General features: G+C 71.7%; 13 protein-coding genes. 3 read left to right on the forward strand and 10 right to left on the reverse strand.

Annotated elements, in window-relative coordinates:
- Nucleotides 1–3 precede the first annotated feature (3 nt).
- The 3 genes from HNR02_RS00145 to HNR02_RS00155 form a co-directional block, all read right to left on the reverse strand.
- Nucleotides 4–2,370, reverse strand: a complete 2,367-nt coding sequence (locus HNR02_RS00145) for a ComEC/Rec2 family competence protein (RefSeq protein WP_179771193.1) — start codon at nucleotides 2,368–2,370, stop codon at nucleotides 4–6.
- Nucleotides 2,367–3,122: a ComEA family DNA-binding protein gene (locus HNR02_RS00150; RefSeq protein ID WP_179771194.1), complete on the reverse strand. Its 756-nt coding sequence runs from the start codon at nucleotides 3,120–3,122 to the stop codon at nucleotides 2,367–2,369. The genes HNR02_RS00145 and HNR02_RS00150 overlap by 4 nt, the downstream gene beginning before the upstream one ends.
- A 228-nt stretch (nucleotides 3,123–3,350) precedes the next feature.
- On the reverse strand, nucleotides 3,351–3,803 hold the full coding sequence (locus HNR02_RS00155) for a MarR family winged helix-turn-helix transcriptional regulator (RefSeq protein ID WP_179771195.1): 453 nt from the start codon (nucleotides 3,801–3,803) through the stop codon (nucleotides 3,351–3,353).
- Between the two features lie 63 nt (nucleotides 3,804–3,866).
- Here HNR02_RS00155 and HNR02_RS00160 point away from each other — a divergent pair, with 63 nt between their 5' ends.
- A complete protein-coding gene (locus tag HNR02_RS00160; RefSeq protein WP_179771196.1) occupies nucleotides 3,867–4,235 on the forward strand; it encodes a VOC family protein in 369 nt (122 codons plus the stop codon).
- Nucleotides 4,236–4,349: 114 nt separating this feature from the next.
- On the opposite strand, the gene HNR02_RS00165 is transcribed toward HNR02_RS00160, so the two are convergent.
- The 5 genes from HNR02_RS00165 to nadD all read right to left on the reverse strand — a co-directional run bounded on the left by HNR02_RS00165 (nucleotide 4,350) and on the right by nadD (nucleotide 7,623).
- The gene (locus HNR02_RS00165) at nucleotides 4,350–5,213 is read right to left on the reverse strand and encodes a DegV family protein (RefSeq protein WP_179771197.1); all 864 of its coding nucleotides are present in this window, start codon (nucleotides 5,211–5,213) and stop codon (nucleotides 4,350–4,352) included.
- A gap of 10 nt (nucleotides 5,214–5,223) precedes the next feature.
- Nucleotides 5,224–5,958 carry a diglucosylglycerate octanoyltransferase gene (octT, locus tag HNR02_RS00170; protein ID WP_179771198.1) on the reverse strand — a complete coding sequence of 245 codons (735 nt, stop codon included), beginning with the start codon at nucleotides 5,956–5,958 and terminating at the stop codon, nucleotides 5,224–5,226.
- 1 nt (nucleotide 5,959) lies between these two features.
- Entirely contained in the window at nucleotides 5,960–6,571 is a 612-nt protein-coding gene (locus HNR02_RS00175) for a histidine phosphatase family protein (RefSeq protein WP_179771199.1), read from the reverse strand.
- The gene (rsfS, locus tag HNR02_RS00180) at nucleotides 6,568–6,957 is read right to left on the reverse strand and encodes a ribosome silencing factor (protein WP_179771200.1); all 390 of its coding nucleotides are present in this window, start codon (nucleotides 6,955–6,957) and stop codon (nucleotides 6,568–6,570) included. The genes HNR02_RS00175 and rsfS overlap by 4 nt, the downstream gene beginning before the upstream one ends.
- Before the next feature lie 72 nt (nucleotides 6,958–7,029).
- Nucleotides 7,030–7,623, reverse strand: coding sequence for a nicotinate-nucleotide adenylyltransferase (gene nadD / locus HNR02_RS00185; protein WP_179771201.1), 594 nt, complete (start codon nucleotides 7,621–7,623; stop codon nucleotides 7,030–7,032).
- A gap of 242 nt (nucleotides 7,624–7,865) precedes the next feature.
- Here nadD and HNR02_RS00190 point away from each other — a divergent pair, with 242 nt between their 5' ends.
- Nucleotides 7,866–9,971 (forward strand): RecQ family ATP-dependent DNA helicase, encoded by a 2,106-nt coding sequence (locus HNR02_RS00190; RefSeq protein ID WP_179771202.1) that lies wholly within the window; start codon nucleotides 7,866–7,868, stop codon nucleotides 9,969–9,971.
- A gap of 934 nt (nucleotides 9,972–10,905) precedes the next feature.
- A complete protein-coding gene (locus tag HNR02_RS00195; protein ID WP_179771203.1) occupies nucleotides 10,906–12,195 on the forward strand; it encodes an MFS transporter in 1,290 nt (429 codons plus the stop codon).
- Here the strand turns inward: HNR02_RS00195 and proB are convergent.
- Nucleotides 12,192–13,301, reverse strand: a complete 1,110-nt coding sequence (proB, locus tag HNR02_RS00200; RefSeq protein ID WP_179771204.1) for a glutamate 5-kinase — start codon at nucleotides 13,299–13,301, stop codon at nucleotides 12,192–12,194. The genes HNR02_RS00195 and proB overlap by 4 nt on opposite strands.
- Nucleotides 13,298–14,755 carry a GTPase ObgE gene (gene obgE / locus HNR02_RS00205; RefSeq protein ID WP_179771205.1) on the reverse strand — a complete coding sequence of 486 codons (1,458 nt, stop codon included), beginning with the start codon at nucleotides 14,753–14,755 and terminating at the stop codon, nucleotides 13,298–13,300. The genes proB and obgE overlap by 4 nt, the downstream gene beginning before the upstream one ends.
- Between the last annotated feature and the right edge of the window lie 27 nt (nucleotides 14,756–14,782).

The following is a 14,782-nucleotide window of genomic DNA, read 5'->3' on the forward strand; positions in this document are numbered from 1 at the left end:
GCCTCACTTTCCCCGGCGCACCACTGCGGGGCCGGCCTGGTCGGGGATCACCGCGGTGTCGCCGTCGGTGTCCGTGCGGGTGATGAGCGCGCCGTCCGCGGTCAGGGTGTCGAGTGTCGTGCGGTTCGGGTGGCCGTACCGGTTGCCCGGACCGACGCTGACCAGCGCCAGCCGCGCGGACACCGCGGCCAGGAACTGCGGGAGCGAGAACCTGCTGCCGTGGTGCGGCACCTTGAGGATCTCCGCGTGCAGATCGGCTCCCGCGGCGAGCAGGTCGGCCTGTGCCGCCAGCTCGACGTCACCGGTCAGCAGCACCGTTCCCGCCGTCGTCCGGGCACGCAGGACGACCGAACCGTTGTTGATCTGTGTGCCGTCGTCGTTGTCCTCCTCCTCTGGCGACACGTATCTGGGGCCCAGCACCTCCAGGTTCAGTGACGGCCACTCCAGTCGCCGTCCCAGCTCCAGTTCCAGCAAGGGCACCCCGTGGCGCGCCGCGACCTGGACCGCCTGCCGCCAGGCCCAGTCCGGCTGCCGCCCCGGCCCGACGGCGATCCCGCCGACGGAGCGCCCCTCGAACACCGAGTCCAGTCCGCCGATGTGGTCGGCGTGCAGGTGGCTCAGCACCACCAGGGGCACCCGTTCCACGCCCAGCCGGTCCAGGCACCGGTCCACCGGCCCCGGCTCGGGCCCCGTGTCCACCACGACCGCCCGCCCCGCCTCACCGGTGGACAGGACGAGACTGTCGCCCTGCCCGACGTCGCAGGCCACCACCGCCCAGCCCGGCGGCGGCCAGCCCGGGGTGACGACCTTGCCCGGCACGACCACCAGCAGGAGCCCGGCCAGGACCAGCGCCAGCAGCACTCGCAGCCGTCTTCGGCGCAGGGCCAGCACCACGGCCACCGCGACCACCAGGGCGAGCAACCCGCCCCACCACCCGGCCGGCCAGGCCAGCACCGCACCCGGCACCTCCGACGCTCGCCGCGCGACGACGATGAGCCACCCCGCCTCCGGCCCGGCCAGCCGCACGGCCAGTTCCCCGCCCGCGGGCCAGATAGCCGCCACCACCGTGGCGAACACCCCGAACACCGTGGCCGGAGCGACGACCGGCGCGACGAGGATGTTCGCGGCGACACTGACCACGCTGAGCTGTCCGGCCATCCCCGCTACCACGGGGGCAGTCACCACGAACGCCGCCGCGGGGACGGCGAGACCCTCGGCGAATCCGGGTGGCATCCCTCGGCGCTGGAGCACTTCCGCCCAGCGCGGCGCCAGCAACACGAGCCCCGCCGTCGCGATCACCGAGAGTACGAAGCCGAAGCTGACGGCCATCGCCGGATCCCACGCCACGAGCACGCACACCGCCGCCGCGAGCGCCGGAACGACCGATCGTTGCCGTCCCAGTGCCAGGGCCAGCAGGGCGATCCCGCCCATCACCCCGGCCCGCAGGACGCTGGGCTCGCCCCCCGACAGGACCACGAACCCGGTCAGCGCCACTCCGGCCAGCCCCGCCGACAACCGTGGCCCGGCCCGCAGGAGCCGCAACAGCAACAGCACGGCGCCGCACACGATCGCCACGTTCGAACCGCTGACCGCCATCAGGTGCGTGAGCCCGGCGTCGGTGAACTCGCGGTCGAGCCGTTCGGACAGTCCGCTCGTGTCGCCCACGACCAGACCCGGCACCAGCCCGGCCTGCTCCTCGGGCAGGACCGCCACGCATGCCTGCCGCAGCGCGTCCCGCATCGATTCGGCGCCACGCTGCCACCACGGGGCTCCGGTCGCGGCGACGGGCGGCCCGCGGACGTAGACCGCGGCCACGGTCAGATCGGCGTCTCGTGGCGGGGCCAGCTCGCCGCTCGCCGTGACCTCCTGGCCCGGGAGGGCCCCGCTCCAAGTGCCGAAGGGCGCGAGCAGCACGACCCTGCCTGCCGAGGGCACCGCCTGACCGTGGGATTCGGCGTGCAGGACCTCGGCCGTGACGACCACCGAGCGCGGACCGGCCTGCTGGTCGGCGTACCCCGCGGAGCGCACGGGTCTCGGTCGGTCGGTGACGAGCACCCGCAACGTTGCCCCGGCGCCCCGGCCCGCCAGATCCAGCAGCGGATCGTGCTCCGCTCGGCTGAGCCGGAAGCCGAGCGGGCCCGCCAGCACCAGGCCGGCCACGAGCAGCGCCAACGCCCCCGACCACCAACGCGACCGGGACGGGCGCAACCGGACGAGCAGCACCACGGCCACCAGCACCCCCGCCACTCCGAAGGCGAGTGCCACCCACCACGACCACAGCAACCCGAGCAACGCGCCGAGCCAGAGCACCGACGCCGCGGGCACCAGGCGGAAATCGTGCCTCACCAGCGGTTCGGTTCCGGTGATCATGAGACGCTGACCTGGTCGCGCAGCCGGGAAAGCCGTGTCTCACCGATGCCCTCGACCTCGCGCAACTGGTCGACGGAACGGAACCCGCCGTGCTCGGTGCGCCAGTCGATGATCCGCTGCGCGGTGACCTCGCCGACGCCCGGCAGCGCGTCCAGCTGCTCGGCCGTGGCCGTGTTGAGGTCGACTTGCGCGGACGCGCCACTACTCGTCGCGGGTTGCTGGACGCCGGGCGGGGGCTGGACGCCGACGTAGATCTGCTCGCCGTCGGCAAGCTTCCGGGCGAGGTTGAGCGCCGTGACGTCAGTGCCCTCGACGGCGCCGCCTGCCGCCCGGAGCGCGTCCGCGACCCGTGCACCAGCGGGCACCGTGACGAGCCCGGGAGTGCGGACCTTGCCGACGACGCTGATGACGAGCGAACTGTCGGCGACCCGGCTCGCGGACGCGGCGACCGGCGCCGGCCGCTCCGGCGCGGCAGGCAGCACCGGGGCGCGCTCGACCTGCGGCCCTCCGCCCAGGAGCGCGATCGACGTGCCGACGAGCACGAGGACCACGACGAGCGCCAGGAGGACCGTCGTCAGGCGCCGCCGCTGCGGGCCGCGGGTGAGCGATTCGGGTACCCAGCGTTCGACCAGACGACCGACGGCACCTGGTGGTCCGGTGTCACGGTCGGCCGCGAGGGCCTGGTCGGCGAGCTTCTCGAGCCGGTGGTTGACGGGGAGGCCCGGCGATTCCGGGACTGATCGTTCGAACACGCATTCGACGCTAGGGGGCGCGATGCGGAGGGAGAAGCGGGAATCGTGGAGGCTGTGGACAAGTGGGGGTCTGTGGACAAGTAGCGCGTTCCGCCACGGTCACCCGGGTTTCTGTCGGTGGCCTGTGGCAGGGTGGAAAGTTCTGCCTCGCTCTCGACTCGCGACCACTTCGACAGCGCATGCGGCGCCCGCGAGCGCATGGCACCGACGCGGAACCAACCGCCCGAGCTACGGTTCGTCGTTGCCGTCGCGCAGGGAATCGATCATGCCCCGCAGAATCCGGAACGCGTCCGACCGCTCGGTCTCGGTCATGCCGCCCAGCATTCTGACCTCCACGGACCGAACCGCCATGGACGCCTTCTCGAGCTCCCGCCGTCCGCGAGGCGTGAGCCGCGTGGGAAGAACCTTCCCGACCGGCGCCTTCGCGGGCCTGGTCACGTGCCCCTCTCGTTCCAGGGCCTGGAGCAGCACGTTCATCGACTGCCGCGTCACGAACGCGCCCCGCGCGAGCTCAGAGTTGGACAAGCCCGGCCGTTGGGCCAGCAGCTCGAGGCAGGAGTAGTGCGTCACGCTCATCCCGAGCGGCCGCAGCACCTCCTCCATCGCCAGACGGAGGGTGCTCGACGCCTCCTTGAGCAGGTAGCCCAGTGACGTCTCCAAGTCGACACCCTCTTGACTCATGTCAGCATTCTGACATAGGTTGGTCTGTGTCAGAAAGCTGACACGAAGAGAAGGAGCATCACCATGCCCGCCACCGGCCCCGACTTCATCTCGCTCCAGGCGCGCGACCTCGCCGCTTCGCAGGCGTTCTACGAGCACTACCTCGGCCTCGTCCGCTCGCAGGCCGGGCCTCCGCACGCCGTCGTCTTCGAGACGAAGCCGATCGCGTTCGCACTCCGCGACGTGATTCCGGGCACCGATCTCACCTCCGTCGCCCAGCCCGGCATCGGTGCCGCGATCTGGCTCCACGCCACAGACGTCCAGGCCATCCACGACGCTCTCGTCGCCGACGGTCACACCATCGTCTCGGCACCGATCGACGGCCCCTTCGGCCGGACGTTCACCTTCGCCGACCCCGACGGCTACCGGATCACCCTGCACGACCGCGCCTGACAGGCCCGAACGGAATGTGAGGTCTGCCGGAGAAGCGGGCCTCGCCGATCGCGCGGCCGCGGCCGGGCCGCCGGCGCTGCCGCCATCGCCGCCAGGCGACGGGCACCTTCTTGATCAGACAGCGCCGGGCCCGGCCGGGTTCCGTTGCACCACGACGCCCACCACGCCGGGCCCGGTGTGCGCGCCGATCACCGCGCCCAGTTCCGACACGACACAGCCCTCGGTGACGTTCAGCCGTTCCTCGATGCGGTTCGCCAGTTCCACGGCCCGTTGCGGCGAGGCGAGGTGGTGCACCGCCACCTCCACCGGTTCGCCGCGTCCCGCCTCCTCCGCCAACTCGACCAACCGCGCGATGGCGCGGTTCATCGTGCGCACCTTTTCGAGCGGCTTGATCCGGCCGTCGTCCAGGTGCAACACCGGTTTCATGGCCAGCGCGGTCCCCAGCAGCGCCGCCGCCGCGCCGATCCGGCCGCCGCGCCGCAGGTACTCCAGCGTCTCGACCACGAAGAGGGTCTGCGAACACCGCACCGCCGCCGTCGCGGCCGTCTCGACCTCCCGGGACGAAGCGCCCGATGAAGCGGCCCTGGCGGCGTGCAGGGCCGCGAAACCGAGGCCCATCGCCGTCCCCCGCGAGTCCACGACCCGCACCAGGTCCGGCCCCACCTCCTGCGCGGCCAGGACCGCCGACTCCCAGGTTCCGGAGATCTCGCTGGACAGGTGAACCGACACGACCGAGTCCGCGCCCTGAGCCAGCGCGTCGCGGTAGGCCGCGGCGAACGCGCCCGGTGTCGGCCGTGAGGTGGTCACGATCCGGCGCTGCCCCAGTGCCTCGGCCAGCGCCTCGGGACCCACATCGACCCCGTCCAGGGCCGCGGCACCGTCGATGAGGACGTGCAGCGGCACGACGCGCAGGGCGAAGCGGTCGGCGAAGCCCTCGGGCAGATGGGCGGTGGAATCCGTGATGACGGCGACCGGCACGACCGCCAGCCTACGTGCCCGCGGACGGTTCGCCGGGGGCCAGCAGCGGACCGAGCAACGCGGCCATCGCCTTGCCCACGAGCGCGTGCCCCTCCCAGCCCCAGTGCATGCCGTCGGGATTGCCGCGGCCGCTCAGGACGTGCTCCCCCACCACCTCGGCCAGGTTCAGCAGGGGCACGTCGACACGCCGCGACCAGGCCGCGATGGCACCGGCCGTCTCCTCGCGGCCGGTGTGCACGTTGCCGTAGGACGAGGCCCGGTGCACGCTCGGCAACACCGCGACGACCGGCATCTCCGGCCGCAGGACACGCAACGCGTACACCGCGCGGTCGAGGTAGTGCACCGTCAGCTTCGCCGGCAACACCCGCGGCCGTCCGCGCAGCACGACCGCGAGCCGCGGTTGGGCCGCGAGATAGGTCTTGCGCACGGCACGCCGGAGCCCGGCCGGCCGCAGGTACTTCAATCCGCCACGCAAGTACGTCGGCAACGGCGACGGCAGCGTGTCCATGCTGCCGACCGCCAAGATGACGACGTCGGCGTGCTTGAGGTCCGCCCACACCCGCGGGTCACCGGTCATCGACCACCACGCGTCGCGTGCGGTCCAGCCCGCGGAGGCCACGACGTCGGCGCTGCCGCCCAGCGCGTCCGCCGCGATGTTCGGCCACAGGCGCGGCTCGTCGGCCGCGCACGGGCTCTCCGGGCCCTGGAAACTCAGCGAGTCCCCGAAGACCAGCAGCCTCGGCATCTCAGCCGAGCATTCCCGCGTTGTAGGCGAGCAGACGCCACCGGCCGTCACGCAGGCCGAGTTCGACCCAGTGGCAGTTGCCGATGCCGCCCAGCTGCGGCCACGCCTCGACCGGGAGATCGAGCAGCTTGCCGGTCAGCGCCGTGATCAGACCGCCGTGCGCGGCCAGCAGGACCGTCTCGCCGGAGTCGTCCGCGGCCAGCAGGTCACTGACGACCTCGGACGCCCGTTCGGCGACGTCGACCCTGGACTCACCACCCGGCGGAGCCCACGTGGCGTCCACGCGCCAGATGGCCCGGTCGCCGGGCCAGCCCTCGTCGACCTCGGCGCCGGTCATCCCCTGCCATTCGCCGAGGTGGGTCTCGCGCAGTCGCTTGTCGATCCGCAGCGGCACCCCGATCGCCTCGGTGAGCACGGTCGCGGTGTCCATGGCCCGGTGCAGGTCGGAGGAGATGACCAGATCCGGTTCGAACCGGGCGAGCGCGGGCGCGGCGAACCGGGCCTGGTTCCAGCCCACCTCGGTGAGCGCCGAATCCAGGTGCCCCTGCATGCGCCCGGCGGCGTTGTAGTCGGTCTCACCGTGGCGCCACAGCACCAGGCGCCGGATCGTCACGAGGCGTCCCCGGCTTCGACGGCTTCGGCGAGCCCGTCGATCTCGATGCGCGGGCAGTCCTTCCAGAGCCGCTCGATGCCGTAGAAGGAGCGCTCCTCGTCGTGCTGGACGTGGACGACGACGTCGACGAAGTCGAGCAGGACCCAGCGGCCCTCACGCGCGCCCTCGCGGCGCACCGGCTTGTGACCGGCCGCGCGCAGCTTCTCCTCGACGTTGTCCACGATCGCCCCCACCTGGCGCTCGTTGGGCGCCGAGGCGATGACGAACACGTCGGTGATGACGAGCTGCTCGGAGACGTCCAGCACCACCACGTCGGTGGCCTTCTTGTCCGCGGCCGCGTACGCCGCCGCGGTCGCGATGTCTCGTGCCTGGGACGTCGCTGCCACTCCTGTGCTCCCTCACCTCGGAAAGTCGGTCCACCGAGGGTACCTGCCGGGCCGGACGGCCCCGGCGGCGTGTCAGGCCGGTTTGCGGTACAGACCGCGCTTGTCGATGTACCGGACCACACCGTCGGGCACCAGGTACCAGATCGGCTCGCCCTGCTCGACGCGCTCGCGGCACCCGGTGGAAGAGATGGCCATCGCGGTGACCTCGACCAGGCTCACCTTGCCGCTGGGCAGGTGGTGGTCGTTGAGGCGGTAACCGGGCCGCGTGACGCCGATGAAGTGCGCGAGCGTGAACAGCTCGTCGGCGTTGTGCCAGGTCAGGATCTGTTCCAGGGCGTCGGCGCCGGTGATGAAGAAGAGCTCGTCCTCGGGGTATTCGGCCTTGAGGTCGCGCAGCGTGTCGACCGTGTAGGTCTCGCCCCCGCGGTCGATGTCCACCCGGCTCACGGAGAAGACCGGATTGGACGCGGTGGCGATGACGGTCATGAGGTAGCGGTCCTCGGCGCGGGTGACCTGCCTGCCGGACTTCTGCCACGGCTGACCGGTGGGCACGAAGATCACCTCGTCGAGGTCGAACCGGGCCTGCACCTCACTGGCCGCGACGAGGTGGCCGTGGTGGACGGGGTCGAACGTGCCGCCCATGACCCCGATTCGGCGTGGTGACATGAACGGATCGTAGAAGCGCGAGTGCGCGGGCACTGCCCCGCTCCCCGGTAACAGCACCCGCGCACCTCGCTCCGCCGGAAGTTCGAGGGGAACCTCCGGAGGGCCCCGACACCGTGGAGACGCGGCCGAACGGGTGTTCTGACGCGGCTGATTGACGTGTCCTGAGTCACATTTTGCACCACTGGACCGTTCGTGCGGTATTCGCGCCGGTTTCGTCGGAGCGATGGGGTAGACGTTGTCCCGTGGACCTTCACCTCTTGCGCGAACGAGCCGAGACGCTGCTCCGGGCACTGGCCGGGGACGGCGCGACCCTGCGCGACGACCAGTGGACCGCCATCGAGGCACTGGTCGCGCACCAGCGGCGTGCCCTCGTCGTGCAGCGCACCGGCTGGGGCAAGTCGGCGGTGTACTTCCTGGCCACCGCCCTCCTGCGGGAGCGTGGCGCCGGGCCGACGGTGATCATCTCGCCGCTGCTGGCGCTGATGCGCAACCAGATCGCCGCGGCCGGACGCGCCGGGATCCACGCGGCGACGATGAACTCGGCGAACCCGCAGGAGTGGGACGACGTCCAGGCCCGCATCGCGGGCGGCGAGGTCGACGTGCTGCTGGTCAGCCCGGAGCGGCTGAACAACCCGGACTTCCGCGACACCGTGCTGCCCAAGCTCACCGCGACGGCGGGTCTGCTGGTCGTCGACGAGGCACACTGCATCTCCGACTGGGGGCACGACTTCCGGCCCGACTACCGGCGGCTGCGCACGCTGCTGACCGGTCTTCCGGACGGTGTGCCGGTACTGGCGACCACCGCGACCGCGAACGACCGCGTGGTCACCGACGTCGCCGAGCAACTGGGGCTCGGCCAGGGCGGTGACACGCTCGTGCTGCGCGGCCCGCTCGACCGCGAGAGCCTGCGCCTGTCGGTCGCCAGGCTGCCCACCGCCCAGGCGCGGCTCGCATGGCTCGCCGACCGGCTCGGCGAGCTGCCCGGTTCCGGCATCATCTACACGCTCACCGTCGCCGCTGCCCACGACATCGCGGAGATGTTGCGGGAGCGCGGTTTCCCGGTCACGGCCTACACGGGCAAGACCGAGCCCGCCGAACGGGAGGCCGCCGAGGACGATCTGCTCGCCAACCGGGTCAAGGCGCTGGTGGCCACATCCGCGCTGGGCATGGGCTTCGACAAGCCGGACCTCGGGTTCGTCGTGCACGTGGGCGCGCCGTCCTCGCCGATCGCCTACTACCAGCAGGTCGGCCGTGCCGGGCGTGGCGTGCGGCGGGCCGAGGTGATCCTCCTGCCGGGCGAGGAGGACGCCGAGATCTGGCGCTACTTCGGGTCGCTGGCCTTCCCCGACGAGCAGCGCGTCAACCAGGTACTCAACGCACTCGCCTATGCCGACCGTCCATTGTCGACCGCGGCGCTGGAGCCGATGGTCGAACTGTCCCGGTCGCGTCTGGAGATGGTGCTCAAGGTCCTCGACGTGGACGGCGCGGTCCGGCGCGTCAAGGGCGGCTGGGAGTCGACCGGGCAGGACTGGAGCTACGACCGCGAACGCTACGAGCGGGTCGCGCAGTCGCGGCGGGCCGAACAGCAGGCAATGCTCGAATACCAGGCGACGACGTCGTGCCGGATGGAGTTCCTGCGCCGCCAGCTGGACGACCCCTACGCCGAGCCCTGCGGCCGGTGCGACAACTGCACGGGCGAACGCCGGGACGTGACGGTTTCGGCGGAGGCGGTCGAAAAGACCGACGAACGACTCCGACGGCCGGGCGTCGAAGTGAGCCCGCGACGGCAGTGGCCGACTGGCATGGGCTCGCTCGACGTTCCGCTGTCGGGGCGGATCGCGAAGGGCGAACTGTCCGAGCCGGGCCGCACGCTGGGCCGGTTGACGGACGTCGGATGGGGCGCACGGCTGCGGGAGCTGGTCGGCGAACGCGCGAGCGACGGCGAGGCCCCCGAATCGGTGTTCCGGTCGTGCGTCCAGGTCCTGGCGGCGTGGGGGTGGTCGCAACGACCGGTGGCCGTGGTGGCGTTGCCGTCGGCGTCCCGGCCGCGGCTCGTGCACGACCTCGCCACGCGCCTGGCGCAGATCGGCAGGCTGCGTTTCCTCGGCACGCTGGACAGCCGGGGAGGACGGCCACGACGGGCGAACAGCGCACAGCGCGTCGCTGATCTGTGGCATTCGCTTGCGGTGCCGGGAGAACTGGCCGCAGAGCTGTCCGGTGTGGAGGGCCCGGTGCTGCTCGTGGACGATCTCGTGGACACCGGCTGGACCATGACGATGGCGACCCGGCTCCTGCGGCAGGCCGGGGCACCTGCCGTGCTGCCGTTCGCCCTGGCGAGCACGAGCTGAGAGGGTGGTGGATCACAGGTTGAGCGGCGCGGGATTTCGGCGCCCGGCCCGGTCTGGCTGACGAGCGAGGACACGGGCGCGGTGGGCCTTCGGCCGACGGACTGGAGGCCCGGGCAGGGCCGGAGCCAGGAGCCAGGAGCCAGGAGCCAGGAGCCAGGAGCCAAACGGTAAGCCGGAGCAGCGGAGGGCACCGCGACAGCCCGGCGGCGACGGCCCGACGCCGGTAGCCGGTCGGCGACGGCGGCCCGGCGACAGCTCGTCGGGGGTGGCCCGACGGCGACAGCCCGTCGGCGGTCGGCCGGAGGCTGGGTCCCGAGCGGCGAGCTGGAGCAGCGGAGTGTGCGGCCGCGATCAGCCGCGGCACGCAGGTCGCGGGGCGTGGCCGTGAGGCGTGAGGCGTGAGGCGTGGCCACAGTGGCGAATGTCGGCAAGCGGCGGCTTAGCGCGCGGCGGGGCAACGACAGCAAATACAGCCCTACGCCGGCAAGCGGCGGCGAAGCGGACGGCCAAGCACGGCAGCCAAGGTGGCGTGCACGACCGCCGCCACTGACGCGCGGCGGCGACCTGCGCGCCGCACGTGCACCGGGCGCACTGGGCGCCCCACGGCAGACCGGCACACCACGCACACCGGCGACACCCGCCGCACCGGGCGCACCGGGCGCACCGAGGCACCGGAGACACCCGCCGCACCGGAGACACCCGCCTCACCGCCGACACCAGGCGCACCGCCGACACCGAGCGCACCGAGGCACCGCGACACCCGACGCATCGGGCGCACCCGACGCACCGGCGACACCCGACGCACCCCGCACCGGCGACACCGGGTGCGCCAGGAAAAACCAGCTCAACGGGGGTCGGACGAAAAGTAACCTTTCGGTCCAGGCCGACGTGTGGCATTGTCCCACCTCATCGGGTGAACGTGGAGGTGGCGTCCATGGTCGAGTCGAAGCTGAATTCCGAGGTCCGGCATCGGCTGCCCGTCCGCAAGTTGTTCGCGGCCAGCGTCGGCAATGCGCTGGAGTGGTTCGACTGGACCATCTACGCCACGTTCAGCATCTACTTCGCCACGGCGTTCTTCCCCTCCGGCAACGACGTGCTGGCCCAGATCAACACGTTCGCCACCTACGCGCTCGCGTTCTTCTTCCGGCCGCTCGGGGGGATGCTGCTCGGGCGGTTCGCGGACGTGCGCGGGCGCAAGCCGGCGATGATCCTCACCATCAGCCTCATGGCGGGCGGCTCCATCGTGATCGCCATCCTGCCGACGTTCCAGCAGGTCGGCTGGCTGGCACCGGTCCTGCTGCTCCTCGCGCGCATCGCGCAGGGACTGTCGCTCGGAGGTGAGGTGTCCAACGCCTCCGCCTACCTCGGTGAGATCGCCCCGGCCAAGTGGCGCGGGCGCTACTCCTCGTTCTTCTACATCTCCACCGGCTCGGCGGTGCTGCTCGCGTCGGTGCTCGGGTTCGTCCTTGCCCGCACCATGGACAAGGCCGCCATGAGCTCCTACGGCTGGCGCATCCCGTTCCTGCTCGGCGGCGTCCTCGGCATCATCGGCCTGTGGCTGCGCCGCAGCCTCTCCGAAACCGAACAGTTCGAGCAGAACAAGACCCGCGCCCAGAAAGTCCGCCGCCCCCTGCTCACCACCCTGCGTGAACACCCCAGGGCCGTCGGGCAGCTGATCGGCATCACCATGCTGTCCACGCTCTGCTACTACACCTTCTTCAGCGCCCTCACCCCGTTCGCGGTCAAGACCCGGCACGCCAGCGACGTCGACGTCTTCCTCGCCCTGTCCGTCGGAACCGCACTGTTCGTCGCCCTGCAATACCCCTACGGCGCGCTCTCCGACCGGATCGGGCGCAAACCCCAGCTGTTCGCCTGGTCCGCCGCCACCGCGATCCTCATCGTCCCACTGTCCACACTGGTCAAACCAGGACTCGGCGGGCTGCTCATCGTGTTCTGCGTGGGCCTCGGGCTCTACGCGGCGCTGTCCAGCCTCGCGCCCGCGATCATGAGCGAACTGTTCCCCACCGAACTGCGCGGCCTCGGCATCGGCGCCTGGTACAACCTCACCGTCGCCGTCTTCGGCGGCACCGCACCACTGGTCATCAGCGCGTTGTCCGCGGCCGGGGCATCGATCCTGTTCTTCTGGTACGTCGCGGCGGGCGCGGTCATCGCGTTCCTGGTGCTGCTCACCCTGCCCGAAACGAAAGGCACGGAACTGCGCTAACGCCGGAACGGCACCAGATCGTCGGCGTGCACGACCTCGCGGCGCTGCTCCTCCGGCAACTCGTGGCTCGACCGGCCGATCAGCTCCGGCAACTCCCCCGCGTCGAACGCCACGACACCCCGCGCCACAACCTTCTGCGCCGGATCGACCAGCTCCACCACGTCGCCCGCCTCGAAATCCCCGTCCACACCGGTGATCCCGGCCGCGAGCAGCGACCGACGGCGACGGACCACCGCCGCGACCGCACCGTCGTCCAGGTGCAGCCGTCCCCGCGTCCCGGCCGCGTAGCCGAGCCAGAACCGGCGCGCCGACAACCGCGAGTCGGCCGGGCGGAACGCCGTGCCCACCTCGGCCGTCGACAACGCGTGACCGGAATCGGCCGCCGCGGCCAGCAACACCGGGATTCCCGCCGAAGCCGCGGTGCGCGCCGCCGCCAGTTTCGACACCATGCCGCCCGTGCCCAAGCCCGAACTGGACATGCCGACGGCGATGCCCTCCAGATCCGACGGGCCGGTGACCTCGGCGATCCGGCTGGTCGACCCCGACCGCGGATCACCGTCGTACAGACCGTCCACATCCGACAGCAGCACCAGCGCGTCCGCGCCGATCAGGTGCGCGACCAGCGCCGCCAGACGGTCGTTGTCACCGAACTTGATCTCCTCGGTGGCGACCGTGTCGTTCTCGTTCACCACCGGCACCGCGCCCAGCGCCAGCAGCCGCGAGAACGTGCGCTGCGCGTTGCGGTAGTGCGCGCGCCGCACCACGTCGTCGGAGGTCATCAGCACCTGACCCACCGTCAGCGAATACCGCCCGAACGACTCCGCGTAGGCGTGCGCCAGCTGCAGCTGCCCCACACTCGCCGCGGCCTGCTGGGTCGCCAGGTCCCGCGGTCGCTTGCCCAGGGCGAGCGGCGCCAGGCCGGCACCGATCGCCCCCGACGACACGAGCACGATCTGGCTGCCGCGTGAGATCCGCGTCGCGATGGCGTCGACCAGCGCGTTCAACCGCGTCACGTCCAGCCCGTCACCCGCGGTCGTCAGCGCTGACGAACCGACCTTGACGACCAGCCGTTGGGCCGCCGCGACGGCTTTCCGGGCGGCGCTCATCGCTCCGACGCGTCCTCGGTGTCGGCGGCGTCGGGCCCGTCCCGGCGGATGCGGCGGGCCTCCTTGCGCGCCGCCGCGCCCACCCGGCTGTGGTCCTCCAGCCGGACGTCGGTGCCACGGCCGGTCATCATCGACGCGACACCCGGCGTCGAGGGCTCCCACTCGAACGTGATGGCGCCGATGGTCACCGGGCAACCCGGTTCGGCGCCGCGCTTGGCCAGAGCGTCCTCGACACCGAGCCGGTTGAGACGGTCTGCGAGGTAGCCCACGGCCTCGTCGTTGCCGAAGTCGGTCTGCCGGATCCACCGCTCGGGACGCGCGCCCCGCACGATGAAGCCGCCCGGCTCCTCGGGGTCCTCTTCGATGGTGAAACCGGCATCGTCCACTGCCAACGGCTTCAGCACGATCCGCGTCGGCTCCGCCTCGGGCTGCGCCGCACGGTACTTCTCGACTTCCTTGGCCAGCGCGAAGGTCAGCTCGCGCAGGCCGCGGCGCGTCACCGTGGACACTTCGAACACCGGCAGGCCGCGCGCTTCGAACTCGGACCGCACCATCTCCGCCAGCTCGGCGGCGTCCGGCACGTCGGTCTTGTTGAGCACCACGACACGCGGCCGCTCGTCCAGGTCCTCACCCAGCGCGGGCGTGTAGCGCGCCAGTTCCGCTTCGAGAGCGTCCACATCCGACACGGGGTCACGCCCGGACTCGAAGGTCGCACAGTCGACGACGTGCACCAGCACCGCGCACCGCTCGATGTGGCGGAGGAAGTCCAGCCCGAGCCCCTTGCCCTGGCTCGCGCCCGGGATGAGACCCGGCACGTCGGCCATGGTGAACACGGTGTCGCCCGCGTTGACCACACCGAGGTTCGGCACCAGCGTCGTGAACGGGTAGTCGGCGATCTTCGGTTTGGCCGCGGACAGCACCGAGATCAGCGACGACTTGCCAGCCGACGGAAAACCGAGCAGGCCCGCGTCGGCGACCGAGCGCAGCTCCAGCACCAGGCTGCGCTCCTCGCCCGGCTCGCCGAGCAGGGCGAACCCGGGGGCCTTACGGGCCCTGGACGCCAGCGCCGCGTTGCCGAGGCCGCCGCGACCGCCCTGGGCGGCGATGAACGTGGTGCCCGGGCCGGTCAGGTCCGCCACCACCTCGCCGCCCTCGGTCATCACGACGGTGCCGTCGGGGACCTTGAGCTCCAGTGTGTCGCCTGCCGCGCCCGCGCGGTGGCTGCCCTGGCCCTGACGGCCGTTGGTGGCCTTCGCGTGCGGGTGGAAGTGGAAGTCGAGCAGCGTGTGCACGTTCGGATCGACGACGAGGCGGACGTCGCCGCCGTTGCCGCCGTTGCCCCCGTCGGGGCCGCCGAGCGGCTTGAACTTCTCGCGGTGGATCGAGGCACAGCCGTGCCCGCCGTCACCCGCGGCGACGTGGATCACCGCGCGGTCAACGAACCGGGACGCCATTGTGAAGCCTCTTCTCGTTGTTCGGAG

It is taken from the genome of Amycolatopsis endophytica, from assembly GCF_013410405.1.
In the GTDB taxonomy this organism is placed as follows: domain Bacteria; phylum Actinomycetota; class Actinomycetes; order Mycobacteriales; family Pseudonocardiaceae; genus Amycolatopsis_E; species Amycolatopsis_E endophytica.

What these genes read in the sequence shown, in the direction of transcription:
- HNR02_RS00145 (WP_179771193.1), bottom strand. Translation starts at nt 2,370, where the DNA reads ATGATCACCGGAACCGAACCGCTGGTGAGGCACGATTTCCGCCTGGTG.
- HNR02_RS00155 (WP_179771195.1), bottom strand. Translation starts at nt 3,803, where the DNA reads ATGAGTCAAGAGGGTGTCGACTTGGAGACGTCACTGGGCTACCTGCTC.
- HNR02_RS00160 (WP_179771196.1), top strand. Translation starts at nt 3,867, where the DNA reads ATGCCCGCCACCGGCCCCGACTTCATCTCGCTCCAGGCGCGCGACCTC.
- octT (WP_179771198.1), bottom strand. Translation starts at nt 5,958, where the DNA reads ATGCCGAGGCTGCTGGTCTTCGGGGACTCGCTGAGTTTCCAGGGCCCG.
- nadD (WP_179771201.1), bottom strand. Translation starts at nt 7,623, where the DNA reads ATGTCACCACGCCGAATCGGGGTCATGGGCGGCACGTTCGACCCCGTC.
- HNR02_RS00195 (WP_179771203.1), top strand. Translation starts at nt 10,906, where the DNA reads ATGGTCGAGTCGAAGCTGAATTCCGAGGTCCGGCATCGGCTGCCCGTC.
- proB (WP_179771204.1), bottom strand. Translation starts at nt 13,301, where the DNA reads ATGAGCGCCGCCCGGAAAGCCGTCGCGGCGGCCCAACGGCTGGTCGTC.
- obgE (WP_179771205.1), bottom strand. Translation starts at nt 14,755, where the DNA reads ATGGCGTCCCGGTTCGTTGACCGCGCGGTGATCCACGTCGCCGCGGGT.